Here is a 26,515-nt window from a genome sequence, read left to right on the forward strand (position 1 = left end):
GGCGAGCGTGGCGCGAGGGACGGCGCCGGCGCGACGCACCATGACGCCTTCCATCCCCTCCCGGCCGACCGGCGGCTGCCGGCCCGCGCGTTGCCTGGCCATTTCACAGGCGTCCTCGCTGGCGTCGTCGCGAGCGTCCTTGCGCGCGTCTTTGCGCGCGTCGTGGCTGGCGGCGCTGCTCCCGGTCCTGCTGGCCGCCGGCTGTGGCACGACGCCCGTGGCACCGACGGCAACCGACGCACCGGCGCCGCCCGCCGCGTGGGCGCAGCCGGTGCCGGCCGGTGGCGCGCCGGCGCCGGCCTGGTGGCGCGTTTTCGGCGATCCCACGCTGGCGTCGCTGGTGGCCGATGCGATGGCGGCCAACACCGGCGTCGCGCTGGCGCAGGCCAATCTGCGCGAGGCCCGCGCCGCGCGCGAGCAGGCCGCCGCGGCGCTGCTGCCCGTGGTGGCGGGCTCCGTCAGCGCCGCTCGCAGCCGCACCGCGGCCACGGCCAGCCGCAACACCGCCAGCGTCGGCCTGGACGCCTCGTGGGAGGCCGACCTGTTCGGCGCCAACCGCAGCGGCGTGCTCGCGCAGGCCGCGCTCGAGCGCGCCGGCGCCGCGACCCTGGCCGCCACCCGCGTGTCGGTGGCCGCGGAGGTGGCGCTCGCCTACGTGGACCTGCGCGTCGCGCAGCAGCGCGCCGCGGTGGCGCTGGCGAACCTGGCCGCGCAGGAGGACACGCTGCAGATCAGCCGCTGGCGCAACCAGGCGGGGCTGGCGACGTCGATCGAGGTCGAGCAGGCCACCACGGCGGCCGAGCAGACGCGGGCGCAGGTGCCCGCGCTGGGCCGGGCCGCCGACCAGTCCGCGCATGCGCTCGCCGTGCTCACCGGCCGCGCCCCCGGCGCCTTGCTGGCGGCGCTGCGCCAGCCGGCCGCCGTGCCCGCGGGGACCGGCGAGGTGGCGATCGCCTTCCCGGCACAGCTGCTGCGGCAACGCCCCGACGTGCTGGCGGCCGAGGAGCAGTTGCGCGCCGCCGCCGAGCGGGTGGCGCAGGCCGACGCGCAGCGCAAGCCCGGCCTCGCGTTGCAGGGCAGCCTCGCCTGGACCGGCGCCACGCTGGGCGCGGTCGGCAGCACCGCGGCCGCGGCGTCGCTGCTCGCCTCGCTGGCCCAGCCGCTGTTCGATGGCGGCGCGCGCGATGCGGTGCTCGCCGGGCGCGAAGCGGCGCTCGATGCCGCGCGCGCCGCCTACCGCGCCCAGGTGCTGCAGGCGCTGCAGGACGTCGAGGACGCGCTGGCCGGACTGGCGGCCGGGCGCGAGCGCGTGGCCACGCTGCAGCGCGCCGGCGAATCGGCGGCCAATGCCCAGCTGTTGGCGCAGCATCGCTACACCGCCGGGCTGATCGACTTCCAGACCGTGCTGGAGACCCAGCGCACGCTGCTGAACGTGCAGGACGCCGTCGTCGCGGCGCGCGGCGAACTGGCCACGGCCCGGGTGCGCCTGTATAAGGCGCTCGGCGGCGGCTGGCTGCCGGGCGGTGCGGAGGCTCCGTCATGAACGACGCCACCCGCACGGCTTTGGAGGACCTGGTCGGGGCGGGCGTTCGCTCGCGCCGCCGCCGGCTGGCCGCCTGGATCGCGGCCGGAGCGGTCGTGCTGCTGGCGGGGGCTTGGTGGCTCCTGCGCACGCCCGCCGACACCGGGCCGACCTACCTCACCGAGCCCGTCGCGCGCGGCGACCTGGTGGTCAAGGTCACGGCCAACGGCACCTTGCAGCCCACCAACAAGGTCGACATCGGCAGCGAACTCTCGGGCACCGTGGCCAAGGTGCACGTCGACGTGAACGACCGCGTGGCCAAGGGCCAGGTGCTCGCCGAGCTGGACACCACCAAGCTGCGCGACCAGGTCGCCCGCTCGCGCGCCGCGCTGGGCGTCGCGCTGGCCGGCGCCCGGCAGGCCGCCGCGACGGTGGAGGAGGCGCGGGGCAACCTGCAGCGGCTGCAGGAGGTGGCGCGCCTGAGCGGCGGCAAGGTGCCGTCGCGCAGCGAACTGGCGACGGCGCAGGCGGCGCTCGCGCGGGCGCAGTCGCAGGTCGCCAGCGCGCAGGCCGGCATCGCCGACGCGCGGGCGGCCGCGAGCGTGGACGAGACCAACCTGCGCAAGGCCTCGATCCGCTCGCCGATGGACGGCATGGTGCTGTCGCGCGCCGTCGATCCGGGCAACGCCGTGGCCGCCTCGCTGCAGGCGGTGACGCTGTTCACGCTGGCCGAGGACCTCACGCGCATGAAGCTGCAGGTCAACGTGGACGAGGCCGACGTGGGCATCGTCAAGGAAGGGCAGCAGGCCACCTTCACCGTCAGCGCCTATCCGAACCGCGACTACCCGGCGACGATCCGGCGCGTGAGCTACGGCTCCACCACCAAGGACAACGTCGTGACCTACGTGGCGGAACTGCAGGTGGACAACGAGGACCTCTCGCTGCGGCCCGGCATGACGGCGACGGCCTCGATCCGCGCGGCCGAGCGCCGCAACGTGCTGCTCGTGCCCAACGCGGCGCTGCGTTTCACGCCGGCCGCGGCGGCCGCGAGTGCCGGCGGCGGCATCACCGCCAGGCTGCTGCCGCGCATCCCGCAGCAGCCCAAGCGCGCCTCGACCCGCAGCACGGCGGGCGCGCGGCAGGTCTACGTGCTGGAGGACGGCCAGCCCCGGGCCGTGCCCGTCACCGCCGGCCTGTCGGACGGCCGCCTGACGGAGGTCGCGGGCGGCGGGCTGCAGCCCGGGGCGGCCGTGGTGGTCGAGCAGCGGGCGGAGGCGGCCCGGTGACGGCGGTCGCCGGCGACACGCCCCTGATCCGCCTGCGGGGCATCAGCCGCGTCTACGGGCAGGGGCAGGCCGCGCTGTACGCGCTGCGCGACGTCGACCTGGACATCCGGCGCGGCGAGTTCGTCGCCATCATGGGCCCCAGCGGCTCGGGCAAGTCGACCTGCATGAACATGATCGGCTGCCTGGACACGCCGAGCGCGGGCGAGTACCTGTTCGACGGCATCCCGGTGCACACCATGACGCGCGACCAGCGCGCGCGCCTGCGCCGCAGCCAGCTGGGTTTCGTGTTCCAGGGCTTCAACCTGCTGCCGCGCACCTCGGCGCAGGAGAACGTGGAGCTGCCGCTGCTGTACCGCGGCGAGGATGCCGCCACCCGCCGGGCCAAGGCGCGCGAGGCGCTGGCTGCGGTGGGCCTGGCCGGCCGCGAGGCCCACACGCCGGCCGAGTTGTCGGGCGGCCAGCAGCAGCGCGTGGCCATCGCCCGCGCGCTGGTGACCGGTCCCACCGTGCTGCTGGCCGACGAGCCCACCGGCAACCTGGACAGCCAGCGCGGCGCCGAGATCATGGAGCTGCTGCGCGGGCTGAACACCGGGCGCGGCATCACCATCATCATGGTCACGCACGAGGCCGAGATGGCCGCGTACGCGCAGCGCGTGGTGCGGTTCGTCGACGGGCACATCGCCAGCGACGAGCGCACGCCCCGCAAGGCCGCCGGCGCGGCGGAGGCGGCCTGAGATGTGGTGGAACACCTTCCTGCTGTCGCTGCGCGAGATCCGGCGCAACCTGATGCGCTCGTTCCTCACGGTGCTGGGCATCGTGATCGGCGTGGCGGCCGTGATCACGATGGTGACGCTGGGCAACGGCGCCACGCTCTCGGTGTCCAACCAGATCTCCAGCCTGGGCAGCAACCTGCTGATGGTCCGCCCCGGCCAGCGGCTCGGCCCCGGCAGCGACCAGGCCGGCGCCGCGCCGTTCAAGGAGGCGGACGCCCAGGCCCTTGCCACCCAGGTGGGCGGCATCCGCGCCGTGGCCCCCTCGCAGGGCAGCGGCGTCACCGCCGTCTACGCCGGGCGCAACTGGTCCACCTCGGTCACCGGCTCCACGCTCGACTACTTCGAGACCAACAACCGCAAGGTCGCCGCGGGGCGGCTGTTCACCGAGCCGGAGGTGCGCAGCGGCGCGGCCGTGTGCCTGATCGGCGAGACGGTGCGCCGGCAGCTGTTCGGCGGCACCGACCCGCTGGGCCAGCAGCTGCGCGTCAAGCAGTTCTCCTGCCAGGTGATCGGCGTGCTGGCCGCCAAGGGGCAGGCCGGCATGGGCCAGGACCAGGACGACCTGGTGGTGCTGCCGCTGCACACGGTGCAGCGGCGCCTGACCGGCAACCAGAACGTGGGCACGCTGCTGGTATCGGTGCGCGACGGCGCCGACGCCGACCAGGTCAAGCAGGCCATCCGGCAGCTGCTGCGCGAGCGCCGCAAGCTGAGCGACGCGGACGAGGACAACTTCAACATCCTTGACACGCGCCAGATCGCCGAGACGCTGTCGGGCACGACCAAGGTGATGACCATGCTGCTGGGGGCCGTGGCCGCCGTCAGCCTGCTGGTGGGCGGCATCGGCATCATGAACATCATGCTGGTGAGCGTGACCGAGCGCACGCGCGAGATCGGCGTGCGGCTGGCCATCGGCGCGCTGGAGCGCGAGGTGCTGCTGCAGTTCCTGATCGAGGCGGTGGTGCTGTCGTCGGTGGGCGGGGTGCTCGGCATCGCGCTGGCGATCGGCGCGTCCGTGCTGCTGGCCCGGCTGATGCACGTGCCGCTGGTGTTCGATCCCTCGATCGTGCTGCTGGCCTTTGCCTTCTCGGCCGCGATCGGGGTCGTGTTCGGCTACTTCCCCGCCCGTCGCGCCGCCCGCATGGATCCCATCGAGGCCCTGCGCCACGAGTGACGGGGCCTCCCCGAGGCACGTGCGGCCTAGGAATCGTCCTAGGCCGCCTCGGCGGTCCGCCCGGCCGTTTTCCGGAGCACTCCGAGCCGCGGTTCGGAGCCCGCCGATGTCGGACGGCGGCGACGCCGGGCAAAGTCCATCCCATGCCCAGCGCCATGCATCACGTGAGAGTGTTCCTCGCCGACGACTCCGCCGCCATCCGCGAGCGGGTCGCCCAGCTGCTGTCGGTGCGCGAGATGGACATCGTCGGCCAGGCCGAGACGCCGCAGGGATCCATCGACGGCATCCTGGCCGCCCGGCCGGACGTCGTCGTCCTGGACGTGCAGCTCGAGGGCGGCACCGGCCTGCAGGTCCTGCGCGCGGTGCGCCAGGCCGAGCCCGGCATCGCCTTCGTCGTCTTCTCCAACAACTCGGCGCCCGCCTACCGCAAGCGGTACCTGGGCGAGGGCGCCGACCGTTTCCTCGACAAGAGCAGCGAGTTCGACCAGCTCGCCGCCGCCGTGGCCGACGTCTCGGCCCGTCCCGTGCACTGATTTCCCAAGGACCAACAATGAACAACACCGCGACCCTCGAAGCAGCCCGCCCCGCGCCGATGAAGTTCATCCCCGTGCGCGACACCCGCGCCCCGGCGCCGACGACGCTGACCACGCTGTGCTCGAGCTGCCACCTGAAGGACCTGTGCCTCCCGTGCGGCCTCACGGGCAACGAGGTGGAGCGGCTGGACGGCCTGATGTTCGGCCGCCGCAAGGTCAAGGCCGGACAGACGCTGTACCGCGAGGGCGAGGGGTTCCACAACATCTATGCGGTGCGCAGCGGCACGTTCAAGTCCAGCCTGACGCTGGCCGACGGCCGCGAGCAGGTCAGCGGGTTCCACATGGCCGGCGAGCTGATGGGCCTGGACGGCCTGGCGCAGGGCCGCCACGCCAGCAGCGCCACGGCGCTCGAGGACGCCGAGATCTGCTCGATCCCGTATTCGCAGCTGGCCGAGCTGTCGGTGGGCAGCACCAACCTGCAGATGGTCATGGGCCGCCTGATGAGCCGCGAGATCGTGCGCGAGCACAGCCTGATGGTCCTGCTGGGCAGCATGAACGCCGAGGAGCGCCTGGCCGCGTTCCTGATCAACATCTCGCAGCGCATGAAGGCGCGCGGCTACTCGCCCAGCGAGTTCCACCTGCGCATGACGCGCGCCGAGATCGGCAGCTACCTGGGCATGAAGCTCGAGACCGTCAGCCGCACCTTCTCGGCCTTCCAGCAGCAGCGCCTGCTGGAAGTGGACAAGCGCCACATCCGCATCCTCGACCTGCCGGGGCTGACCCGCGCGCTCGAAACGCGCGTGCACTGAAAGCGAGGCCAGGATGACCACCCACTCCGCCCTGCAGGTCCTGCGCGACGAACACGGTGCCGTGGCCGCGGTGCTGCGGTCGCTGGGCATGATGCTCGATCGGGGCCCGGGCGACGCGCCCGGCCGCTTCTTCGACGTGATGCGCGCGATGCTGTTCTACATCGACGAATTCCCCGAGCGGCTGCACCACCCGAGCGAGTCGAACCTGCTGTTCCCCAAGATCGCCCGCGCCCGGCCCGACCTGATGCCGGTGATCCAGAAGCTCGAGGCCGACCACATGCAGGGGGAAGGGCGGGTGCGCGAGCTGCAGCACCTGCTGCTCGGCTGGGAGCTGCTCGGCGAGCCGCGGCGCGCGGCCTTCGCCGCGGCGCTGGGCGCCTACGTGGAGTTCTACCTGGGCCACATGCGCGCCGAGGAGACGCTGCTGCTGCCCGCCGCGCAGGCATCGCTGGGGCCGCAGGACTGGGCCGAACTGGACGCCGAGTTCGCGGCCGGGCGCGACCCGCTCACCACCGACGTGCGCGATCCGAGCTACGACCGGCTGTTCACGCGCATCGTGCTGAGCGCGCCGGCGCCCGTGGGCGTGGGCCCCGCGCTGGAGCGCCAGGCGGCCTGATTCAGCGGCCGGACGGCCGCTCGCTGCGCGACTGGCGCCTGCTTTCCAGGTGCGCGCGCACGCTGTCGGCCCGGTCCCCGACGGCGGCGACGGCTTCCTTGACCTGCTTCTCGCTGGTGTTGAAGTGCCGGGCCCACGCGCAGACCGCGTAGTCCCAGGTCACGTCGATGCGTTCGTCCTTGCGGCCGCTCGATGTCCCGTTGCTGCCCGACATGGCTGGCTCTCCAGGTGATGGTGTGGGTGGATGGGTGGCTGGCACGGATGCTAGGCAGGCTCGGCCGCCGGGGCTGTAGGACGAGGTTGATCGCCGCTGCGATCCCCCGCCGTGCCCGGCCGGGCGCAGGCCGCGTGGTACCTTCGCCGCCATGAGCCCCGCGCCGTCCGCCGCCCCGCTCTCGTTCGAGGAACGCTACGCCGCCCTGCGCCGCGACTGGCGGGCGCAGCTGCCGGCGCGGCTGGCCGACGTGCAGGCCCGCCTGGCCGCCTGCCGCGCCGCGCCCGCCGACGGAGCGGCGCTGGAGGAACTGCATCGCGCGGTGCACACGCTGGCCGGATCGGCCGGCACGTTCGGGCTGGACGCGCTGGGCGAGCGCGCCCGCGCGATGGAGCAGGAACTGGAGCAAGCGATGGAGCGGCCCGCCCGCACCGCCTCGGACTTCGAGGGCGCCGGGCTCGCGCTGCGCGCGCTGCTCGCCGCGGCACCGCAGGACTGAAGGCGGTGGCGCAGGCGATCCGGGCCCTCCTCGTCGACGACGACCCGCTGCTGCTGGGTCTGCTGGCCGCTTTCCTCGAGTCGCGCGGCTACGAGGTGGCGCAGGCCGCCGACGGCGCCGAGGCGCTGGAGCAGCTGGCGCAGGGGGGCTTCAACCTGGTGGTCACCGACCGCCACATGCCCCGCATGGACGGCCTCGCGCTGTGCCGCGCCATCCGCGCGCGGCCCGGCGAGCACTACGTCTACTGCATCATGCTCACCGCCTCCGCCGACCACCAGGCACTGCAGGTGGCGATGGAGGCCGGGGTCGACGACTTCCTGGCCAAGCCGCTGCGGCCGGCGGAACTCGGCGCCCGGCTGCACGCCGCCGAACGGGTGCTGGCGCTGGAGGCCGGGCTGGCGGCGCGCAACGACGAGCTCAGCCGCGCCTACGGCCAGTTGAGCCGCGACCTCGAACTGGCCCGCACGCTGCAGCGCTCGCAGCTGCCGCCGGCGCAGGCGTTCGGCCGCCTGCATTGCGAGGGCTGGTTCGAGGCGTCCAGCTACGTCGGCGGCGACCTGTACGACTATTTCCCGCTCGGCGAGCGCCTGCTCGCCTTCTACCTGGCCGACGTGTCCGGCCACGGGGTGGCGGCGGCGATGGCAGGCGTGGCCGCCCAGCACCAGCTGCGCTCGGCGTCGCAGCAGGTGGCGCGGTCGATCCGGCCCGACGCGCCGCTGGGCGAGGCCGCGGTGGCGATCCTGCGGCGCTTCAACGACCATTTCCTGCGCACCAACGTGAGCGACCTGTACCTCACGCTGGCCTTCGGCCTGGTCGATCGCGTCGCCGGCATGGCCGCGCTGGTGCAGGCCGGTCATCCGCCGGCGCTGCACGCCGCGCCGGGCGCGCGCGAGTTCACCGCGTTCGGCGAAGGCAGCGTGCCGGTCGGCATCCTGCCCGACCCGGGCTGGGAGGCGTGCACCGTGCCGCTGGCGCCGGGCAGCCGGCTCGTGCTGTATTCCGACGGCGTGCCGGACTGCCGGCGCGCGGACGGGGCGGCGTTCGGCGAGCAGCGGCTGCACGAGCTGCTGGCGGCGCATCGCTCGACCGCGGCGGCGGACTCCTGCCGCGCGCTGGCCGAGGCCCTGCATGGCTGGCGGTCCGGCGCCTTCGACGACGACGTCACGCTGCTGGTGGTGGAGGCGGGTTGAGGCATGCGGGCAGGGCGATGGCTGCAGGCCGGCGCGGTGGCGATGCTGTTCGCCCACGGTGCGGCCATGGCTGACTGGCAGCTCGCGCACGACGAGCGCTTCGCCGCCGGGCGCGGTCCGGACGCGGCGTGGTGGCGGCTGGAGAGCGGCTTCGTGCGCAACCGCGAGGACCAGTACTACACCGAGCGCAACCTGTCGGTCGAGGGCGGCGCGCTGCGGCTGCAGGCGCGGCGCGAGGAGGTGCCCAACGCGCAGTGGCGCGCCGGCAGCCGCGACTGGCGGCTGTCTCGCCGCACCGCGCAGTACACGTCCGCCTCGCTGGTGGCGCGCCAGCCCATGCAGTACGGCCGCATCGAGGTGGTCGCGCGCACCCCTTCCGGGGCGGGCGCCTGGCCGGCGATCTGGCTGGTGCACGAAGGCGAGGGCGTGTATGGCGAGATCGACATCTTCGAGGCCGTCGGCAAGCATCCCGACACCGTGTTCGCCGGCGTGCACTGGGGGCGCGAGCCGCGCACGCGGCGGCACCGCAACGACAGCCGCGTCGTGCCGGGCTTCGAGGGCAGCTGGCACACGCACACGCTGGAATGGACGCCCACCGCCGTGCGCGTGCTGCTCGATGGCCAGCCCTGGTTCAGTTTCGATCCCGACGAGGCGCGGCTGGCCGGCGGCGTCGATCCGCTGCGCCAGCCGATGACGCTGCGCATCAACCTGGCCCTGGGCGGCTCCTGGGGCGGCCCGATCGACGAGGCGCGGCTGCCGGCCTCGTTCGACATCGCCTCGGTGCGGATCTGGCGCTGGCTGCCGGGCGGCAACGACGCGGTGGAGCCGGTGCCGACGCCTGCCGCTGCCGCGGGCGGCGCCGATGCGGCCCGTGCCGACGCGCCGCCGACGACGCCGGCGCCGCAGCCCGCCAGGGCACCGATGCGGTGGGGCCGCTGATGCGCCGGTGGCTCGCCGCTTCGTCCCTGCTCGCGCCGGCGCTCGCGCTGGCGCAGGCCGCCGCCGCCCCGCCCGTGCAGCAGCGCGGCGGCACGTTCATCGAACCGCCGGCGCAGGTCGATCCGGCGTACACGCCGGCCGGGCCCAACCAGCCGGCCGAGGCGCGCGCGCCGGACGCATCGTTCACCCTGCGCCTGACGCTCGACCTGCCGCTGCGCGGCGCCGCCGCGGCGGGCGCCGCCACGCAGGGCACCCGCCCGGGGTCGCCGACCGTGCAGGCGCTGCTGCGCTGGCGGCCCTGGCAGGACGGCTGGTTCGTGCAGGGCACGGCGTTCGGCTACCTCGACGCCGCCCGGCAGCGCTCCTGGGACCCGGACTTCACCTACGCCCTCGGCTACGACGACGGGCAGGCCGGCCACTGGGCGGTCTTCTATGCCAACTACACCGGCACCCGCTGGCGCCCCGACGCGCGGCGCGGCGAGCAGCGCTGGAACGCCGACCAGGGCCAGTGGACCGCCAGCTACCGCATCGAGCTGCCGCCGGCCTGGCGGCCTTGGCTGCTGGCCGGCGACGGCGATGCCGCGCTGTGCCATGCCGACGCCAACCTGGTGCCGCGCTTCACCCGCGTCGAGGGCGGCCTGGGCAGCGGCAAGGTGTCGCTGGCGCTGGGCTGCCGCTACACGCGGCCGGAGGGCTGGTTCGCGCACGCCGCCGCCTTCGCCTGGCCGGACCGCTCGCGCCAGCAGCCCTGGGACCCGGACTACGTCTATGGCTTCGGCTGGACCGACCCCGGGCCCACCGGCCTGACGCTCCAGTACGCCAACTACTCGGGCAACCGCTGGCCGGGCCGCGCGCGCGGCGCGGGCGAAGGCCGGTTTCGCAGCGGCAGCGTCTCGGTCAGCTGGGGAACGGCATGGTGACGGTCCCGGATCGCCTAGGATGGCGGCGCTGAGCGGCACCGGCCGCCAGGAGACACCATGCCCTTGATCGAAGTCCACCGCGACGGCGCCGTGCCGGTCGTCGCTCCCCGCGTCCGGCGGCTCGACGCCGCCGTCGCCCCCACCTTCAAGCAGGAGGTCGTCCAGCTGGTCGACAGCGGCGAGCGCCGGCTGGTGCTGGACCTGAGCGGCGTGGATTTCCTCGACTCCAGCGGCCTGGGCGCCCTGGTCTCCATCCTCAAGGCCCTGGGCAGCCAGGGCGCGATGGCGGTGTGCGGCGCCCGCGGCGGGGTGCTGAGCCTGTTCAGGCTCACGCGGATGGACAAGGTGTTCACCATCGACGCCGACCGCGCCGCGGCGCTCGCCCGCCTGGGCGCCTGACACGCCGCCGATGCGCGAACTCGAATTCGTCGCTCCCGCCCGCCTCGACGCGGTGGCCGATGCCACGCAGCGCGTGCGGCAGGCGCTGCCCGACTGGCTGGACGAGGGCGAGCGCGACGCGATCGAGCTGGCGCTGGCCGAGGCGCTGACCAACATCGCCGAGCATGGGTACGCGCCGGACGCGGCCGACCCCCGCGTGCGCCTGCGCATGCTGGAGCGCCCGGGCGCGCTGGAGGTCGACCTCTGGGACCGCGGCCGGCCCATCCCGCCGGGCCGCCTGGAGGAAGCCGACGCCGCCACCACTTTCCAGTTCGATCCCACGGACCTGGCCGGCCTGCCCGAGGGCGGCATGGGCCTGGCCCTCATCAAGTCCGCCTTCCACGAGGTGCGCTACGGCAGCCGCGACGGCGTGAACCGCCTGCACCTGGTGCGGCGGCTGTGACGAAAGATCCCTTGCCTTCCTTCTACTTCGACCGCTTCGAGGACCGCCGTCCGCCCGCGCCGCTGCCGGCCTCGCCCGCGCGCGAGCTGCTGTGGCAGTTCCTCGTGATCATCGCCCTGGTGCTGGGCGCCAACTACATCCGCTGGCGCTGGACCTCGTCGCTCAACCCGGAGGCGCTGTGGTTCGCGATCCCGCTGGCGGTGGCCGAGACGCTGGCCTACATCGGCCTGGTGCTGTTCACGTTCAACCTCTGGCGCACGCGCGACGTGCCGCAGCAGCCGCCCCCGCGCACCGTGGGCGAGTGCACCGCCGACAGCGGCGAGTGGGCACGGCGGCCGGTCGCCGTGGACGTCTTCATCACCACCTACAACGAGGACGAGGAACTGGTGCGGCTGTCGATCCGCGACGCCAGGCGGCTGCAGTACCCGCACCCGGTCGACCTGCGCGTGCACGTGCTCGACGACGGCCGCCGCGCCTCCATGCGGCAGGTGGCCGAGGAGGAGGGCGTCCGCTACATCACCCGCGGCAACAATGTCGGCTTCAAGGCGGGCAACCTGCGCAACGCGATGGAGCTCACCAGCGGCGACTTCATCGTGATCTGTGATGCCGACACGCGGCTGTTCCCGACCTTCCTCGCCCACACGCTGGGCTACTTCCGCGACCCCGACGTGGCGTGGGTGCAGACGCCGCAGTGGTTCTACGACCTCCCCGAGGGCACGCCGCTGCCGCAGTGGCTGGGCCGCCGCCTCGGCGGCGCCGGCCGCGCGCTCGGGCGCGGGATCGAGCGGCTCGTGGGACGCGTGCACCTGGGGCGCGATCCGTTCGTCAACGACCCGCAGATGTTCTATGACGTGATCCTGCGCCGGCGCAACTGGTGCCACGCGGCGTTCTGCTGCGGCGCCGGCTCGGTGCACCGGCGCGAGGCGGTGATGCAGGCGGCGCTGCGCAGCTTCGCGCTCAGCGTCGACCGCGAGGTCAGCCGCTTCGAGCGCGACGTGCCGGACGAGGAACTGCGGCGCGACCTGGGCACCGCGATGCGCACGCAGGCGGCGCTGGAGCAGGAGCTGACGCCCTACAAGTTCCATGTGTCCGAGGACATCTACACCTCGATCGTGCTGCACAACGACCCCGACCGGCGCTGGAAGTCGGTGCTGCACCCGCAGGTGGAGTCCAGGATGCTGTCGCCGCAGGACCTGCTGACCTGGATGATCCAGCGCTTCAAGTACGCCGGCGGCACGCTGGACATCGCGCTGCGCGACAACCCGCTGCTGCAAGGCGGCATGCGGATGCCCCAGCGGCTGATGTACCTGACCACCTTCTGGTCCTACCTCGGCTGCCTGTGGAACATCGTCTTCCTGGCCGCGCCGATCCTCTATCTGTTCACCGGCATCGCGCCGCTGGCCTCGTACTCGGCGGCCTTCTACCTGCATGCCCTGCCGTTCATCCTGCTGACCGAGCTGGCCTTCATGGTGGGCACGTGGGGCGTCAACAGCTGGGACGGCAAGGCCTCCTACCTGTCGTTCTTCCCCGTCAACTTCCGCGCGCTGTGGACGGTGCTGCGCGGCGAGAAGATCAAGTTCCACGTCACGCCCAAGGAGCGGCAGGAGGGCAACTTCCTGCACCTGGTGTACCCGCAGCTGGCGGTCATCGTGCTCACGCTGGCGGGCCTGGGTTACGCCGCGTGGCGCGTCTTCGGCCAGGGCGCGCAGGGCGAGCTGCCCAACCTCGTCGTCAACGTGGCGTGGGGGCTGAACAACGTGTTCGCGATGCTGCCGCTGGTGCGCGCGGCGCTGTGGAAGCCGCCCGAGGAGTCCGGCGCCCCGCAGGCGCAGCCGGCGTGAGCACGGAACAACGACAACGAAGTACGACAGGCACATGCAAGACAGCAACTGGGTCAAGGCGCGCAGCTCCATCGTGTGGATCGCCGCCATCGTCATCGCCTTCGGCGCGGTCTGGTGGATCGAGCGCGAGACCGGCAGGGAACTGATCGACAAGTCGCGGCCGGCCGCCGCGGCGCGCACCCCGCTCGCGCCCAGCGCGGACCTGCCGGCGCTGCCGGGACCGCGGGCGCTGACGGCGCAGGAGCAGCAGTGGGCGCGCACCGCCTGGTCGTACTTCGAGCGCAACACCGAGGCGGCCACGGGCCTGCCGCCGGCGGTGCAGGGCTTTTCCGGCGCGACGCTGTGGGACTCGGCGTCCTACCTGCTGGCCCTGCTGTCCGCGCGGCAGCTCGGGCTGGTGGACGAGAAGGCGTTCGACGACCGCATGGCGCGCGCGCTCGCCTCGCTCGGCCGGCTGCCGCTGTACGCCGACGCGCTGCCCAACAAGTCGTACGACGTGCGCACGCTGCAGATGACCGACTACGCCAACCGGCCCGCGCCCGGCGGCATCGGCTGGTCGGCGATCGACGTGGGCCGGCTGCTGGTGCCGCTGAACATCGTCGCCTGGCACCACCCGCGGCACACCGAGGCGGCGCGGCGCGTGATCGCGCGCTGGAACACCGCGCAGCTCGTGCGCGACGGCCAGCTGTGGGGCATGGAGGCGGGCGCCGGCGGCGCGCCGCAGGTGGTGCAGGAAGGGCGCCTGGGCTACGAGCAGTACGCCGCGCGCACGCTCGCGCTGATGGGACTGGACGTGGACCGGGCCGCCGACCCGCTGGCGCACCTGCGCCTGGTGGACGTCGAGGGCATCCGCGTGCCCGCGGACGACCGCGATCCGCGCGAGTGGGGCGCGCAGGACCACGTGCTGAGCGAGCCCTGGGTGCTGCAGGGGCTGGAATTCGGCTGGACCCGCACCGGCCGCGAGATGGCCTGGCGCGTGTACCGCGCGCAGGAGGAGCGGCACCGCCGCACCGGCGTGCTCACGGCCGTGAGCGAGGACCACGTCGACCGCGCCCCGTACTTCGTCTACAACACCGTGTGGACCGCGGGGCAGCCGTGGGCGGCCGTCACCGACAAGGGCGAGCCGGTGCCGCAGCTGCGCACGCTGTCGACCAAGGCCGCGTTCGCCTGGCATGCGCTGCTGCGCACCCCGTACACGCAGCAGCTGGTCGCCGCCGTGGCGGACCTGAACGAGGCCGGCGGCTGGTATGCCGGCCGCTACGAAACGGACGGCCAGCCCAACCGGGTGCTCGCCGCCAACACCAATGCCGTGGTCCTCGAGAGCCTGGCCTACATCGCCCACGGCCCGCTGCTGCAATACCGCTGATGTCCCGCCATTCCATCTTCCGCCGCACCCTGGGCCTGGCCGCGCTCACCTTGCCGCTGCTGGCGCACGCCGCCGGTGCGGCCGCTGCGCCCGACGCGGCCCCCGGCGCCGCCGACTGCAAGCCCGGCGAGCTGCCCGCGGCCACCTACGGACGCCGCTCCGGCCCGCTGACCGACCGCGAGATGGGCATGGCGCGCATCGCGTGGAAGTACTTCGAGAACAACACCCAGCCCACGGGCCTGGCCAACGCCGTCGACAACTATCCGTCGACGACGATGTGGGACACGGCGTCCTACCTCGGGGCCATCGTCGCCGCGCGCGAACTGCGCCTGGTCACGCCGCAGCAGGCGGACGAGCGCCTCGCGCGCGCGATCGCGGCGCTGGGGGGGCTGGCGTTCTTCCGCGACGAGCTGCCCAACAAGGTCTACCACACCAGGACGCTGGAGAAGGTGGACTACGCCAACAAGCCCGGCGAGATCGGCTTCTCGGCGCTGGACCTGGGGCGGCTGCTGGTGTGGCTGAAGATCGTGAAGGAGCGCTATCCGCGCCATGCCGACGCGATCGACCGCTTCGTGCTGCGCTGGAAGTGGACCCACGTCGTCGACCGCGGCGGCATGATGTTCGGCGCGCTGCTCGACAAGGACCGCAACGTGCAGTACGTGCAGGAGGGGCGCCTGGGCTACGAGGAGTATTCGGCCAAGGGCTTCCAGCTGTGGGGCGTGCCCACCGAGCTGGCCTCGCGGCCGCAGCCCTATGCGATGGCGCCCATCTACTGCGTGGACGTGCCGTACGACGCGCGCGACCCGCGCAAGTTCCACCAGCACAACTACGTGGTGACCGAGAGCTACGCCCTGGACGGCATCGAGTTCAACTGGGACCTGCCGGGCGACCGCGGCACCGACGACGACGCGCACAGCCACGCGTGGATGGCCGACTTCGCGCACCGCGTCTACCAGGCGCAGGAGAACCGCTGGCGCGCCACCGGCATCCTCACCGCGCGGTCGGAGCACCAGCTCGACGCCGAGCCCTACTTCGTCTACGACACGGTGTTCACCGACGGCTACCCGTGGAACACGATCACCGAGCCGGGCCAGTACGTGCCGCAGTTCGCGGCCGTGTCGCTGAAGGCGGCGCTGGGCATGTGGGCGCTGTGGAAGTCGCCCTACACCGACCGCCTGTTCGAGGAGGTGGTGCGCCACGGCGACCCCGCCCGGGGCTTCATGGAAGGCGTGCTGGAAAACGGCAAGGGCCCGATCCGCGCCTTCACCGCCAACAACAACGGCATCATCCTGGAGACCCTGCTGTTCAAGGCGCAGGGCAAGCTGCTGCGGTGGGGCGGCGAGCCCGCGGCGAGCCTGTGGGACCGCACGCTGAACGCGATTCCCGCCGGCGCGCCCGGGCGTCCGGGGACGGCGCCCTGCCGGCGCGACGCGGCCAGCGCAGCCGGGGCGCCCGCATGCTGACGCGCCGCTCGCTGCTGGCCGCGGGCGCCTCGGCCGGGCTGGGCGGCTGCGGCGTGGTGGCGCGCGGCACCGCTGCCGCCGCCGCCGGCCGCGACGCGCTGCCCGCGAGCCCGGTGGCGGGACTGACGCCGCAGCAGTTCCAGTGGGCGCGCACCGCCTGGCGCTACCTGGAGAACAACACCGACTACGACACCGGCCTCACCGGCGGCCTGGACCGCTCGCCGGTGTTCACCGCCTGGAACGCCGGCGACGCGATCGCCGCGATCGTCGCGGCGCACGAGCTGCAGGTCATCGGCGCGCAGGAGTTCGACCTGCGGCTGTCGCGGCTGCTCGGCTTCCTGGCCACCATGGACCTGTCGCAGGGCCAGCTGCCCAACAAGGCCTACAGCGCGCTCACCGGCAAGATGGTCGGCTTCGACCAGCGGCCGGCGGACATCGGCTGGTCGGCGGTGGACGTGGGCCGGCTGCTGCTGTGGCTGCGCATCGCCGGGCAGCGGCATCCGCGCTGGCGCGAGTACGCCGACAAGGCCGTCGTGCGCTGGACCTTCTGCAACGTGATCGACGACTGCGGGCGGCTGCAGGGCGCGTCGGTCAACGGCGGCCAGGTGGTCCGCTACCAGGAGGGGCGCCTGGGCTACGAGCAGCTCGCCGCGGCGGGCTACGCGGCGTGGGGGTTCGACACCCGCGAATCCGCCGCGCTGCCGGCGCTGCACACCGCCAACATCGACGGCATCGCGGTGCGCTACGACGCGCGCGATCCGCGCACGTCCGGCGCGCAGGCGCCGGTGCTCACCATGCCCTACGTGCTGGCCGGCATCGAACTGGGCTGGGCGGGGCCCGGCGCCGGCGCGCTGCGCGGGCTGGCGCCGGCCGTCTACCAGGTGCAGGAGCAGCGCTGGCGGCGCGAGCGCCAGTTCACGGCCCGCACCGACTGCCAGCTGCGCGAGGCGCCGTACGTGGTGCTGGACGCCGTCTATGCGTCGGGCTACCCGTGGAACACGGTCGCGGGCGACGGCCAGGAGCACGAACGCCTCGCCCAGGTGGCGACCCGCGCCGCGTTCGGCATGTGGGCGCTGTGGCCCGGCGATTACACGGCCGCGCTGGTCGAGAACGTGCGCTACCTGTTCGACCCCGACCGCGGCTGGTTCGAGGGCCGCTTCGAGCAGGGCGGGGGACCCAACGCGACGCTCTCGCTCACCACCAACGCGGCCATCCTGGAGACGCTGCTCTTCAAGGCCAAGGGGCCGCTGCACGGACGGGAGGCGAACGAACCGCCGGGCTTCTTCGCCGTGCGCACGGCTGATCCGTTCGGCCGGCTGGGGCGGTGCTGGCCGGGCGAACGCGCGGGTTGCGCCCGCGCCGCCGCCTCGTCATAGTGGTTGTCCGCTCCGGAGTTCGATCATGCAACTGCGCCCGCTCGGCCGCTCGGCCCTCCAGGTCTCCCCCCTCTGCTTCGGCGGCAACGTGCTCGGCTGGACCGCCGACGAGAAGACCTCGTTCTCGCTGCTCGATGCCTGGCTGGACGCCGGCTTCAACTTCGTCGACAGCGCCGACGTGTATTCGCGCTGGGCGCCCGGCCACGTGGGCGGCGAGTCGGAGACGGTCATCGGCAAGTGGCTCAAGCAGTCCGGCAAGCGCGACCGGGTCGTGCTGGCCACCAAGGTCGGCATGGACATGGGCGACGGCAAGGTGGGCCTGAAGGCGGCCTACATCCGGCAGGCGGTGGAGGACTCGTTGCGGCGGCTGCAGACGGACCGCATCGACCTGTACCAGGCGCACCAGGACGACGAGGCCACGCCGCTGGAGGAGACGCTGGAGGCGTTCGCGGCGCTGTTCAAGGAGGGCAAGGTGCGCGCCATCGGCGCGTCCAACTACAAGGCGGACCGGCTGCGCCAGGCGCTGGAGGCCAGCCGGCGCCTGGGCCTGCCCCGGTACGAGACGCTGCAGCCGCTGTACAACCTGTACGACCGCGCGGTGTTCGAGCACGAGCTGCAGCCGCTGTGCGTGCACGAGGGCATCGGCGTCATCAACTATTACGCGCTGGCCGCCGGCTTCCTGACCGGCAAGTACCGCGAGCCGGCGGACGTGTCCAAGAGCCCGCGCGGCGCCGGCGTGGCCAAGAAATATCTCAATGAACGCGGCCGCCGGATCCTGGCGGCCCTGGACGAGGCGGCCACGCGCACCGGCAGCACGCCGGGCGAGGTGGCCATCGCGTGGGTGATGTCGCGGCCGGCGGTGGCCGCGCCGATCGCCAGCGCCACGACGCTGGAGCAGCTGCGCGGCCTGGTGAATGCGGCGCACCTGCGGCTGGACTCCGAGACCATGACGCTGCTGGACCGCGCGAGCGCGGAGACCTGAAGGGTCAGGCGGCGCGCGGCGGCAGCAGTTCGGCGATGGCGCCGAGCAGCTTGTGCGGCTTGAGCGGCTTGGCCAGGTGCATGTCGAAGCCGGCGCTCAGCGAGCGCGTCTGGTCCTCGGGCCGGGCGAACGCGGTCAGCGCCACCATCGGCAGGTGGCCGGTGCCGGCTTCCATCCGGCGCACCTCGCGCGCGAGGTCGTAGCCGTCGCGCCCGGGCAGCCCGATGTCGCTGACCAGCACCTGCGGCCACCCCTGGCGCAACTGCTCGAGGGCGCTGTCGTAGTCGCGCGCGACCCGCACCCGCGCGCCGCGGTCGCTCAGCACGATGGTCATCATCTCGCCGGCTTCGCGGTCGTCCTCGACCACCAGCACGTCGACGCCGTCCAGGGCCTGCACCGCGGCCTCGCCCTCGTCGTCGAAGACGGAGTCCGGATCGGGCGCCGTCGTGGCCACCGCCGCCGTGGGCAGTTCCACCCACATCAGCGTGCCGTGGCCCGGCCCTTCGCTTTGCGCGCCGACGTCGCCGCCGTGCAGGTCCACCAGGTGCTTGACGATGGACAGGCCCAGGCCCAGGCCGCCGTGGCGGCGGTTGCCCGGCGAGTCGCTCTGGGTGAAGCGGTCGAACAGGTGCGGCAGGAAATCGGGCTTGATGCCGGCGCCGAAGTCGCGCACCGTGAGCCGCAGGCGATCGCCCCGGCGGTGCAGGCCGACCTGCACGACGGCGCCCTCGGTCGAGAACTTGATGGCGTTGGTCATCAGGTTCCAGAAGATCTGCTGGAAGCGGGCGGGATCCAGCCACGCCTCCTCGTGCGCCGACTCGACGTCGGTCTCCACGCGGATGCGCTTCTCGTCGGCCGCCAGGCCGAGCGCGCCGATCGAGCTCTTGACCAGGTCCGCCGGGTCGATCGCCTGGCGGTCCAGCTGCAGCTTGCCGGAGTTGATGCGCGAGACGTCCAGGATGTCGCTGATGATGCGCGCCTGCGTCTTGACGTTGCGCTCGATGGCGTCCAGCCCCTTCATGCCCTCGGGCGTGGTGCCGCGGCGCTTGAGGATGTGCACCCAGCCGATGATGGCGTTGAGCGGCGTGCGCAGCTCGTGCGACAGCACGGCGATGAAGTCGTCCTTGGTGCGGCTGTGGCGCTCGGCCTGGGCGCGCGCGGCCTGCTCGCGCTCGAGCACCTCGCGCCGGCGCTGGTCGAGCTGGTGCCGCTCCGAGACGTCGATGCCGGTGGCGATGCGCGTGCCGCGGCCCACCTGGGGCGACAGGCTCCACTGCATGTGGACGCTGCGGCCGTCGGCGGCCAGCAGCGGGAACTCGCCGCGCCACGCGTCCTGGGCGGGCGTCGCCAGCGCCGCGTCGACGCCCTCGCGCGCGTCCTCGGGCACCAGGTCGCGCAGCGGGCGGCCGATCACCTGGTCGCGCGGCACCCCCAGCATGTCCAGCATGGCGGGGTTGGCGTCGACGAAGCGGCCGAGCCCGTCGAGCACGGCGATGCCGCTGTGCGCCTGGTCGTAGATGGCGCGAAAGCGCTGCTCGCTGCGGCGCAGTTCGTCCTCCGCGGAGCGGGCGCGGATCAACGCCTGCAGCGTCGCCACCAGCACGGCCGGCTCGACGGGGTGGACCATGTAGCCGTCGGCCCCGGCGTTCAGGCCGGTGACATGGTCCTCGTTCTTCACGTAGGCGGCCGACAGGTGCACGATCGGCAGCAGCTGCGTGGACGGGTCGGCGCGCAGCCGGCGGCAGACCTCGAAGCCGTCGATGTCGGGCAGGTGCACGTCCAGCACGACGGCCGAGACGCCCTTGCGGCAGATCTCCAGCGCCTGGCCGCCGGTGCCGGCTTCCTCGGTGCGGAAGCCCGCGGCGCGGATCACGCGCGTGGTCGAATAGCGCGTGGCGGGGTTGTCGTCCACCACGAGCACGGTGTGGGCCGCGCGGTCGATCGTGCTGTGGATCGACGCGGCGCTACTCATCCGCGCTGCCCTCGACCCGCACGGGGATGGTCAGCGAGAACACCGAGCCCTTGCCGACTTCGCTTTGCACCTCGACGCTGCCGCCCAGCAGCGCCGAGAGGCGCTTGGACAGCGCCAGGCCCAGGCCGGTGCCGCGCACGCGCCGCTGCAGCGGAGTCTGCACCTGCGAGTAGTCCTCGAAGATCGCCTGGTGGTGCTCGGGCGGGATGCCGATGCCGGTGTCCGCCACCGAGAAGGTGATGCGGCTGCCCTCGCAGCGGGCGCTCACGCGCACCTCGCCCTCGGGGGTGAACTTCAGCGCGTTGGAGATGAAGTTGCGCAGGATCTGCGACAGCTTGCGGTCGTCGGTGTACAGCTTCGGGATGCCGTGCGGCTCCTCGAACACCAGGTTCACCTCGGGGTTCGTGAGCACCGGCTTGAACATGCCGCGCAGGGCCGAGAACAGGTCGACCATCTCGAACCAGGCGGGCGAGATCTCCACCCGGCCGGCTTCCACCTTGGCCAGGTCCAGCAGGTCGTCCACCATCTCCGCGAATTCGGCGGCGGTGGTCTGGATGAAGGCCACCTGGCGCTCCTGCTCGCCCGTGAGCGGGCCGTCCACGCGGTCCATCAGCAGCCGCGCGATGCTGCGGATCGCGTTGATCGGGGTGCGGAACTCGTGGCTCATGTAGGCGAGGAACCGGCTCTTGAGCTCGGTGGCCTCGCGCAGCTGCTCGGCCTGCGAGTCGAGCTCGGCGTACAGCGCGAGCACGCCGCGATTGGTTTCCTCCAGCTCCTCGCGCAGGCCCTGGGCCTCGCGGCGCGCGGCTTGCAGCGCCTGCGCCAGGTCGGCGGCGGAGGTGTTGCCGTCCATCTCTTTCATTCCTTTCGGCGCAGCACGGCGACGGTGGCGTCGTCGCGTCCACGGCAATGATCGCGCAATAGCAAGGCGGCGGCGATGGCGGGGTCACGGCCGAGCACGGGATGCAGCAGCTCCGGCTTCCAGCGGCTCTCCACGCCGTCGCTGAAGACGACCAGCAGCGCGTGCGGCGGCCAGTCGACCGTGGTTTCGGCCGGCGCGCGGATCGTCACGCCGACGGTGCCGTGCTGGCCCAGCAGGGTGCGGTCCTGCACGCCGGAGACGACGCGGCCCATCACGTTGCCGGCGCCGGCCAGGCGGATCGTGCCGCTGCCGGCGTCCGCCTGGACGAGCGTCAGCGCGGCCCCGCGCGTCATGCGCAGCCGCGCATGCGAGCGCTCGAGCAGCTGGCGCGGCGCGGCCAGCGGATCGTCCCGGAACACCGACACGGCTGCCTCCGCCGCCTCGGCGGCGTTCGGCCCGTGCCCCAGGCCGTCGGCCACCAGGACCGAGGCGCGGCCCTCATCGAGGGCGAACGCCCATGCGTCGCCGCAGACGTGCTCGCCGGGGGCGGCCAGCGACACCGCGCCGGTGCTCACCGCCACGGCGGCGCCGCGCGGCGCGGCGGCCGAACGCAGGCGGGCCAGCACGATGGTGCCGGCGGGCACCGAAGTGTGGATGTCGAAGTCGTGCGCGAGCCGGCGCACGGCGCCCAGGCCCGTGCCCGGCGTGCCGCCGGTCGAATAGCCGTCACCCAGGCAGCGGTCGAGGTCGGGGATGCCCGGGCCGCGGTCGAGGGCGATCACCTCGACTTCGCGCCGCGCCGGGCGGGCCGACAGGAGCAGGCGGCCGTCGCGCGCGTGGCGCAGCAGGTTGGTGCACAGCTCGGTGACGACGATGGCCAGCTGGCCGGCCTCGGTCTCGTCCAGCCCGCACTCCGCCGCCAGCTCGGCGGCGTGGCGGCGCGCCTCCCCGATGCGGCTGGCGTCGCCGATCGGGAAGTCGGCATGGAAGCGGCCGGTGATCACTTCCACCGGGTGATGCTCACGCAGGTGCCCTGCCCGGGCGTGGAGCGGACATCGAATTCGTGCACCAGGCGCTTGCTGCCCGGCAGGCCCAGGCCCATGCCGGTGCCGGACGTCCAGCCGTCGGTGAGGGCCAGGCCCAGGTCGGGGATGCCCGGGCCCTCGTCCTCGAAGTGCAGGCGCAGGCCGCGCCGCACGCCGTCCTCCAGGAGCTCCCAGCGCATCTGGCCGCCGCCGCCGTGGATCAGCGTGTTGCGCGACAGCTCGCTGGCCGCCGTGATCATCTTGGTCTGGTCCACCAGCGAGAACTTCAGCTGCTGGGTGAGGGCGCGCACCTTCTGGCGGCTGGCGACGATGTCCTCCTCGGAGCGCACCGGCACGCACCCTTGCTGTTCGTCAACGGACAAGCGCATTCTCCTTGCGGGTCTGCGCGAGCAGCTCCATGCCGCGTTCGACGTTCAGGGCGGTCCGCACGCCTTCCAGCGACAGGCCCAGTTCGACCAGCGTGATGGCGACGGCCGGCTGCATGCCGACGACGACGGTGGTGGCGTCCAGCACGCGCGAGATCCCGGAGATGCTCGCGAGCATGCGGCCCACGAACGAATCGACGATCTCCAGCGCGCTGATGTCGATCAGCACGCCCTTGGCGCCGCTGTCGGCGATCTTGTTGGCCAGGTCGTCCTGCAAGGCCAGGGCCATCTGGTCCTGCATGTCGACCTGGATGGTCACCAGCAGCGTCTGGCCCATCTGCAGGATGGGGATGCGGTACATCGTGTCAGGCCGCCCGCGTGATGGTGTAGCCGCGCTGGTGCAGCGCGAGCGCCAGGGCGTCGGCCAGGTTGGCCTTGGACGCGATGCTGCCCAGGTCGATGCCCAGGTGGACGATGGTCTGCGCGATCTGCGGCCGGATGCCGCTGATGATGCATTCGGCGCCCATCAGGCGGATGGCGCTGACGGTCTTGATCAGGTGCTGCGCCACCAGCGTGTCCACGGTGGGCACGCCGGTGATGTCGATGATGGCCAGCGTGGCGCCGGTCTCGACGATGCGCTGCAGCAGGGTCTCCATCACCACCTGCGTGCGGCTGGAATCCAGGGTGCCGATCATGGGCACCGCGAGCACGCCGTCCCACAGCTTGATCACCGGCGTCGACAGCTCCAGCAGGTCCTGCTGCTGGCGCCGGATGATGTCCTCGCGCGTCTGCTGGTAGGTCGTGACGGTCCACTGCGCCATCTTGTCCACCAGGGTCGACAGCGCCCACACCGTGGCCATCAGGGCCTGCGGGTCGGCCGTCGTGCGCTGCAGCACGTTGAACAGCGGGCGCTTGAGCGCGAGCACGAACACGCTGGTGTCGCCCGCGCTCTGCCCCTGCGCGGCGCGCGAGCGGGACAAGGCCTCGAGCACGTGGCGCACCGGCGCCCAGGCGGGGCCCTGGAAGGCCTCGGGGTCGGCGCCCGCGTGCAGCGCCTCGCGCAGTGCACGCAGCAGGTCGCTGCCCTCGCCCTGCATCGCCCGCCGGGCGGCGTCGCTCATGCGGCCGGACGCGGCGCCGGCTTCGTGCAGCCACTCGGAAACGATGTGCTCTTCATGCTGGGACAGCAGCCCCAGCATGGCTTGGCCTTGTTGTGTCATGGGAAAGGTGTGGGAGTGGGAGATCGCCCTGGAAAGGGCGTCGGCCATTCTAGGGACGAGCTTCACTGTCGGGTGTAGGACGGGTCTGACGTGCGGATTGCGCGGCGAGGCTCGATCGCTCTCTTGTCGCGCTCCCGAAACGCCGCCGGCCGCCGACAATCGCCGGTTGCCCTCCCGGTTGTGGCCCGGCCCTGCAAGTCCCGGCCTTCTCCCTTCCTTCGATGCAGTCCCTCCTTCCCGCCGGCCCGCTGGGGCCCGAAGCCCTCGCTGCCTATGACCTGCTGCCCGCCGGCGTGTGCATGGTGGCGCCCGACGGCCGCTTCCTGGGCGCCAACGCCTTCTTCTGCCGCTACGTCGGCTACCCGCTCGACGAACTGCGCGGCCTGCGCGTGCACGACATCACCCACCCCGACGACCGCGACCGGGAAGGCGCCGCCCTCGACCAGCTGATGCGAGGCGATGCGCCCGCCTACTCGGGGCAGAAGCGCTACGTCCATCGCGACGGCCACGTGCTGTGGCTGGACCTGTCCGTCACGCTGGTGCGCGATGCCGACGGCCAGGCGCTGCATGCGATCGCGGTGCTGCGCGACATCGCCGACCTCAAGGCCGCCCAGCGCGAGCTGGACAGCCACGAGGCGCGCTTTCGCACCATCACCGACGCGATGCCGCAGATGGTGTGGTCCACCCGCCCCGACGGCTTCCACGACTACTACAACCAGCAGTGGTACGACTTCACCGGCGTGCCGCAGGGGTCGACCGACGGCGAGGGCTGGAACGGCATGTTCCACCCCGACGACCAGGCGCGCGCCTGGGCCGCGTGGCGGCACAGCCTGGCCACGGGCGAGAGGTACGAGATCCGCTACCGCCTGCGGCATCGCAGCGGCGAGTACCGCTGGGTGCTGGGACGGGCGCTGCCCGTGCGCGATGCCGCCGGCCACGTCGAGCGCTGGATGGGCACCTGCACCGACATCCATGCGCAGAAGCTGGTGGAGGACGAACTGCGCAGCAGCGAGGCGCACCTGACGGCGCTGTTCGAGCAGAGCGCCGCGGGCGTCGCCGAGACCGACCTCGACGGGCGACTGCTGGTGGTGAACGACCGCTACTGCGAGATGACCGGCCGCACGCGCGAGGAACTGCTGGGCATCCCGGTTCGCGCGCTCACGCATCCGGACGACCTGCCGCGTAGCGAGGCGCTGCTCGACCGCGCCGCGCGGGACGGCAGCCAGTTCGAGATGGAAAAGCGCCTGCTGCGGCCCGACGGCACGTCCGTGTGGGTGAATGCGGCGGTCAGCGTGATCGTGCCCGAAGGTGGCGGCGAGCGCAGCATGCTGGCGATCCTGCTGGACATCAGCGAGCGCAAGCGGATCGAGGAGGCGCTGCAGAGCACCGACCGCAAGAAGGACGAGTTCCTGGCCATGCTGGCGCACGAGCTGCGCAATCCGCTGGCGCCGATCGGGGCGGCGGCGGCGCTGCTCAAGAGCGGCCGGCTCGACGAGCAGCGCACGGCGCACGTGAGCGAGGTGATCTCGCGCCAGGTGCAGCACATGACCGGGCTGGTCAACGATCTGCTGGACGTCTCGCGCGTCACGCGCGGCATCGCCACGCTGGAGATGGCAGCGGTGGACGCGCGCCGCGTCGTCGCCGACGCGGTCGACCAGGTGCGGCCGCTGATGGAGGCGCGCCGCCACGCGCTGCACGTGCAGGCGCCCAACACGCCCACGATGGTGCTGGGGGACCCCAAGCGCCTGGTGCAGGTGCTGGTCAACCTGCTGAACAACGCCGCCAAGTTCACCCGCGAGGGCGGCCGCATCCGCCTGGACATGGAGGTGCACGGCGGCCAGCTCGAGTGGGTCGTCTCGGACAACGGCATCGGCATGGACGGCGAGCTGGTGGTCCGGGCCTTCGAGCTGTTCGCGCAGGCCGAGCGCACCGCCGACCGCTCGCAGGGCGGGCTGGGCATCGGGCTGGCCCTGGTGAAGAGCCTGGTCGAGCTGCATGGCGGCGAGGTGCTCGCGCGCAGTGCCGGCCCGGGGCAGGGCAGCGAGTTCCGCGTGCGGCTGCCGCTGGCCGAGCCGCTGCCCACCCACGACCAGCCGCCCGCTGGCGAGGCGCCGGCGCAGCCGGACGCGGGCCTGCGGCTGCTGGTGGTGGACGACAACGTGGACGCCGGCATGCTGCTGGGCATGGTGCTGGAGGACCTGGGCCACGAGGTCATCGTCGAGCACGACTCGCATCGGGCGCTGCAGCGGGCCGTACTGGCGCGGCCGCAGGTGTGCCTGCTGGACATCGGCCTGCCGGACATCGACGGCAACGAGCTGGCCCGGCGCCTGCGCGCGATGCCCGAGACGCGCGAGGCGGTGCTGATCGCCGTGACCGGCTACGGCCAGGACCGGGACCGCGAGCAGAGCGCGGCGGCCGGCTTCGACCACCACTTCATGAAGCCGGTGGACCCGGCCGACATCGCCGCGGTGCTGGCGTCGATCGAGGCCGAGCGCGAAGGCGCCTGACCCCGCATTGCGTGCAGCCATCGCGGCTGCGATGGCTCACGGCTGCGCCTAGAATATCGGCCGTTTCCCGCCCGGGGCACCCGTGCCAGGGCGAGAACGCAGGGCAGCGGCGCTGGCCGGCCTGCCTCGTCCCGGTCAGCGCCGGCCTTCAATTTCCCCTGCCCGACCAGGCTCGTCGCGCACGATCAGCGCCAGCCGGACC

At 73.0% G+C, this 26,515-nt stretch carries 26 protein-coding genes; 19 read left to right on the forward strand and 7 right to left on the reverse strand.

Going from position 1 to position 26,515, the window contains the following annotated elements:
• Window positions 1–139 precede the first annotated feature (139 nt).
• From AC3ANR_RS06985 to AC3ANR_RS07015, 7 genes are all read left to right on the forward strand, one after another.
• Entirely contained in the window at window positions 140–1,543 is a 1,404-nt protein-coding gene (locus AC3ANR_RS06985; protein WP_488291157.1) for an efflux transporter outer membrane subunit, read from the forward strand.
• On the forward strand, window positions 1,540–2,808 hold the full coding sequence (locus AC3ANR_RS06990; protein WP_488291158.1) for an efflux RND transporter periplasmic adaptor subunit: 1,269 nt from the start codon (window positions 1,540–1,542) through the stop codon (window positions 2,806–2,808). Before AC3ANR_RS06985 ends, AC3ANR_RS06990 begins: the two co-directional genes overlap by 4 nt.
• Complete coding sequence (locus tag AC3ANR_RS06995) at window positions 2,805–3,542, forward strand: ABC transporter ATP-binding protein (RefSeq protein WP_488291159.1); 738 nt, start codon at window positions 2,805–2,807, stop codon at window positions 3,540–3,542. The genes AC3ANR_RS06990 and AC3ANR_RS06995 overlap by 4 nt, the downstream gene beginning before the upstream one ends.
• A 1-nt stretch (window position 3,543) precedes the next feature.
• A complete protein-coding gene (locus AC3ANR_RS07000; RefSeq protein ID WP_488291160.1) occupies window positions 3,544–4,752 on the forward strand; it encodes an ABC transporter permease in 1,209 nt (402 codons plus the stop codon).
• Window positions 4,753–4,907: 155 nt separating this feature from the next.
• On the forward strand, window positions 4,908–5,285 hold the full coding sequence (locus tag AC3ANR_RS07005) for a response regulator (protein WP_488291161.1): 378 nt from the start codon (window positions 4,908–4,910) through the stop codon (window positions 5,283–5,285).
• A 59-nt stretch (window positions 5,286–5,344) separates the two neighbouring features.
• Window positions 5,345–6,094, forward strand: coding sequence for a fumarate/nitrate reduction transcriptional regulator Fnr (gene fnr / locus AC3ANR_RS07010; RefSeq protein WP_488291762.1), 750 nt, complete (start codon window positions 5,345–5,347; stop codon window positions 6,092–6,094).
• Between the two features lie 13 nt (window positions 6,095–6,107).
• Window positions 6,108–6,710 (forward strand): hemerythrin domain-containing protein, encoded by a 603-nt coding sequence (locus AC3ANR_RS07015; protein WP_488291162.1) that lies wholly within the window; start codon window positions 6,108–6,110, stop codon window positions 6,708–6,710.
• Window position 6,711: 1 nt separating this feature from the next.
• On the opposite strand, the gene AC3ANR_RS07020 is transcribed toward AC3ANR_RS07015, so the two are convergent.
• Entirely contained in the window at window positions 6,712–6,924 is a 213-nt protein-coding gene (locus tag AC3ANR_RS07020) for a DUF3606 domain-containing protein (protein ID WP_488291163.1), read from the reverse strand.
• Window positions 6,925–7,075: 151 nt separating this feature from the next.
• Between AC3ANR_RS07020 and AC3ANR_RS07025 the strand changes: the two genes are divergently transcribed.
• From AC3ANR_RS07025 to AC3ANR_RS07075, 11 genes are all read left to right on the forward strand, one after another.
• On the forward strand, window positions 7,076–7,423 hold the full coding sequence (locus AC3ANR_RS07025; protein WP_488291164.1) for an Hpt domain-containing protein: 348 nt from the start codon (window positions 7,076–7,078) through the stop codon (window positions 7,421–7,423).
• 5 nt (window positions 7,424–7,428) lie between these two features.
• Window positions 7,429–8,613, forward strand: a complete 1,185-nt coding sequence (locus AC3ANR_RS07030; protein ID WP_488291165.1) for a PP2C family protein-serine/threonine phosphatase — start codon at window positions 7,429–7,431, stop codon at window positions 8,611–8,613.
• Between the two features lie 66 nt (window positions 8,614–8,679).
• The gene (locus AC3ANR_RS07035; RefSeq protein ID WP_488291166.1) at window positions 8,680–9,552 is read left to right on the forward strand and encodes a glycoside hydrolase family 16 protein; all 873 of its coding nucleotides are present in this window, start codon (window positions 8,680–8,682) and stop codon (window positions 9,550–9,552) included.
• A complete protein-coding gene (locus AC3ANR_RS07040) occupies window positions 9,552–10,472 on the forward strand; it encodes a hypothetical protein (RefSeq protein ID WP_488291167.1) in 921 nt (306 codons plus the stop codon). The genes AC3ANR_RS07035 and AC3ANR_RS07040 overlap by 1 nt, the downstream gene beginning before the upstream one ends.
• Window positions 10,473–10,529: 57 nt before the next feature.
• Window positions 10,530–10,871 (forward strand): STAS domain-containing protein, encoded by a 342-nt coding sequence (locus AC3ANR_RS07045; protein ID WP_488291168.1) that lies wholly within the window; start codon window positions 10,530–10,532, stop codon window positions 10,869–10,871.
• 10 nt (window positions 10,872–10,881) lie between these two features.
• On the forward strand, window positions 10,882–11,313 hold the full coding sequence (locus AC3ANR_RS07050) for an ATP-binding protein (RefSeq protein ID WP_488291169.1): 432 nt from the start codon (window positions 10,882–10,884) through the stop codon (window positions 11,311–11,313).
• Window positions 11,314–11,324: 11 nt separating this feature from the next.
• A complete protein-coding gene (locus AC3ANR_RS07055; protein ID WP_488291170.1) occupies window positions 11,325–13,154 on the forward strand; it encodes a glycosyltransferase in 1,830 nt (609 codons plus the stop codon).
• A 34-nt stretch (window positions 13,155–13,188) separates the two neighbouring features.
• Window positions 13,189–14,520: a DUF3131 domain-containing protein gene (locus AC3ANR_RS07060; RefSeq protein ID WP_488291171.1), complete on the forward strand. Its 1,332-nt coding sequence runs from the start codon at window positions 13,189–13,191 to the stop codon at window positions 14,518–14,520.
• A complete protein-coding gene (locus tag AC3ANR_RS07065) occupies window positions 14,520–15,983 on the forward strand; it encodes a DUF3131 domain-containing protein (protein WP_488291172.1) in 1,464 nt (487 codons plus the stop codon). Before AC3ANR_RS07060 ends, AC3ANR_RS07065 begins: the two co-directional genes overlap by 1 nt.
• Window positions 15,977–17,359: a DUF3131 domain-containing protein gene (locus AC3ANR_RS07070; RefSeq protein ID WP_488291173.1), complete on the forward strand. Its 1,383-nt coding sequence runs from the start codon at window positions 15,977–15,979 to the stop codon at window positions 17,357–17,359. The genes AC3ANR_RS07065 and AC3ANR_RS07070 overlap by 7 nt, the downstream gene beginning before the upstream one ends.
• Before the next feature lie 25 nt (window positions 17,360–17,384).
• Window positions 17,385–18,341 (forward strand): aldo/keto reductase, encoded by a 957-nt coding sequence (locus AC3ANR_RS07075; RefSeq protein ID WP_488291174.1) that lies wholly within the window; start codon window positions 17,385–17,387, stop codon window positions 18,339–18,341.
• A gap of 4 nt (window positions 18,342–18,345) precedes the next feature.
• On the opposite strand, the gene AC3ANR_RS07080 is transcribed toward AC3ANR_RS07075, so the two are convergent.
• Genes AC3ANR_RS07080 through AC3ANR_RS07105 form a run of 6 tightly spaced genes read right to left on the reverse strand, consistent with a single transcriptional unit; the run spans window position 18,346 to window position 23,806 of the window.
• Window positions 18,346–20,313: a hybrid sensor histidine kinase/response regulator gene (locus AC3ANR_RS07080; protein ID WP_488291175.1), complete on the reverse strand. Its 1,968-nt coding sequence runs from the start codon at window positions 20,311–20,313 to the stop codon at window positions 18,346–18,348.
• The gene (locus AC3ANR_RS07085) at window positions 20,306–21,166 is read right to left on the reverse strand and encodes a sensor histidine kinase (RefSeq protein WP_488291176.1); all 861 of its coding nucleotides are present in this window, start codon (window positions 21,164–21,166) and stop codon (window positions 20,306–20,308) included. The genes AC3ANR_RS07080 and AC3ANR_RS07085 overlap by 8 nt, the downstream gene beginning before the upstream one ends.
• 5 nt (window positions 21,167–21,171) lie before the next feature.
• Window positions 21,172–22,185 (reverse strand): ATP-binding protein, encoded by a 1,014-nt coding sequence (locus AC3ANR_RS07090; RefSeq protein ID WP_488291177.1) that lies wholly within the window; start codon window positions 22,183–22,185, stop codon window positions 21,172–21,174.
• Complete coding sequence (locus tag AC3ANR_RS07095; protein WP_488291178.1) at window positions 22,176–22,583, reverse strand: anti-sigma regulatory factor; 408 nt, start codon at window positions 22,581–22,583, stop codon at window positions 22,176–22,178. Before AC3ANR_RS07095 ends, AC3ANR_RS07090 begins: the two co-directional genes overlap by 10 nt.
• On the reverse strand, window positions 22,573–22,947 hold the full coding sequence (locus AC3ANR_RS07100; RefSeq protein ID WP_488291179.1) for an STAS domain-containing protein: 375 nt from the start codon (window positions 22,945–22,947) through the stop codon (window positions 22,573–22,575). The genes AC3ANR_RS07095 and AC3ANR_RS07100 overlap by 11 nt, the downstream gene beginning before the upstream one ends.
• A gap of 4 nt (window positions 22,948–22,951) precedes the next feature.
• On the reverse strand, window positions 22,952–23,806 hold the full coding sequence (locus tag AC3ANR_RS07105; protein ID WP_488291180.1) for an STAS domain-containing protein: 855 nt from the start codon (window positions 23,804–23,806) through the stop codon (window positions 22,952–22,954).
• A gap of 221 nt (window positions 23,807–24,027) precedes the next feature.
• Between AC3ANR_RS07105 and AC3ANR_RS07110 the strand changes: the two genes are divergently transcribed.
• On the forward strand, window positions 24,028–26,313 hold the full coding sequence (locus tag AC3ANR_RS07110; RefSeq protein WP_488291181.1) for a hybrid sensor histidine kinase/response regulator: 2,286 nt from the start codon (window positions 24,028–24,030) through the stop codon (window positions 26,311–26,313).
• Window positions 26,314–26,515: the final 202 nt, after the last annotated feature.

The sequence above is a fragment of the Ramlibacter sp. JJN2-2R genome (genome assembly GCF_057747835.1).

Bases quoted from the DNA above. Each gene is read 5' to 3' on its own strand.
- AC3ANR_RS07000 (WP_488291160.1), top strand. From the start codon at position 3,544: ATGTGGTGGAACACCTTCCTGCTGTCGCTGCGCGAGATCCGGCGCAAC.
- AC3ANR_RS07065 (WP_488291172.1), top strand. From the start codon at position 14,520: ATGTCCCGCCATTCCATCTTCCGCCGCACCCTGGGCCTGGCCGCGCTC.
- AC3ANR_RS06990 (WP_488291158.1), top strand. From the start codon at position 1,540: ATGAACGACGCCACCCGCACGGCTTTGGAGGACCTGGTCGGGGCGGGC.
- AC3ANR_RS07085 (WP_488291176.1), bottom strand. From the start codon at position 21,166: ATGGACGGCAACACCTCCGCCGCCGACCTGGCGCAGGCGCTGCAAGCC.
- AC3ANR_RS07035 (WP_488291166.1), top strand. From the start codon at position 8,680: ATGGCTGACTGGCAGCTCGCGCACGACGAGCGCTTCGCCGCCGGGCGC.
- AC3ANR_RS07050 (WP_488291169.1), top strand. From the start codon at position 10,882: ATGCGCGAACTCGAATTCGTCGCTCCCGCCCGCCTCGACGCGGTGGCC.
- AC3ANR_RS07005 (WP_488291161.1), top strand. From the start codon at position 4,908: ATGCATCACGTGAGAGTGTTCCTCGCCGACGACTCCGCCGCCATCCGC.
- AC3ANR_RS07105 (WP_488291180.1), bottom strand. From the start codon at position 23,806: ATGACACAACAAGGCCAAGCCATGCTGGGGCTGCTGTCCCAGCATGAA.
- AC3ANR_RS07075 (WP_488291174.1), top strand. From the start codon at position 17,385: ATGCAACTGCGCCCGCTCGGCCGCTCGGCCCTCCAGGTCTCCCCCCTC.
- AC3ANR_RS07110 (WP_488291181.1), top strand. From the start codon at position 24,028: ATGCAGTCCCTCCTTCCCGCCGGCCCGCTGGGGCCCGAAGCCCTCGCT.
- AC3ANR_RS07015 (WP_488291162.1), top strand. From the start codon at position 6,108: ATGACCACCCACTCCGCCCTGCAGGTCCTGCGCGACGAACACGGTGCC.
- AC3ANR_RS07020 (WP_488291163.1), bottom strand. From the start codon at position 6,924: ATGTCGGGCAGCAACGGGACATCGAGCGGCCGCAAGGACGAACGCATC.
- AC3ANR_RS07070 (WP_488291173.1), top strand. From the start codon at position 15,977: ATGCTGACGCGCCGCTCGCTGCTGGCCGCGGGCGCCTCGGCCGGGCTG.
- AC3ANR_RS07045 (WP_488291168.1), top strand. From the start codon at position 10,530: ATGCCCTTGATCGAAGTCCACCGCGACGGCGCCGTGCCGGTCGTCGCT.
- AC3ANR_RS07025 (WP_488291164.1), top strand. From the start codon at position 7,076: ATGAGCCCCGCGCCGTCCGCCGCCCCGCTCTCGTTCGAGGAACGCTAC.
- AC3ANR_RS07100 (WP_488291179.1), bottom strand. From the start codon at position 22,947: ATGTACCGCATCCCCATCCTGCAGATGGGCCAGACGCTGCTGGTGACC.
- AC3ANR_RS07080 (WP_488291175.1), bottom strand. From the start codon at position 20,313: ATGAGTAGCGCCGCGTCGATCCACAGCACGATCGACCGCGCGGCCCAC.
- AC3ANR_RS07060 (WP_488291171.1), top strand. From the start codon at position 13,189: ATGCAAGACAGCAACTGGGTCAAGGCGCGCAGCTCCATCGTGTGGATC.
- AC3ANR_RS07040 (WP_488291167.1), top strand. From the start codon at position 9,552: ATGCGCCGGTGGCTCGCCGCTTCGTCCCTGCTCGCGCCGGCGCTCGCG.
- fnr (WP_488291762.1), top strand. From the start codon at position 5,345: ATGAAGTTCATCCCCGTGCGCGACACCCGCGCCCCGGCGCCGACGACG.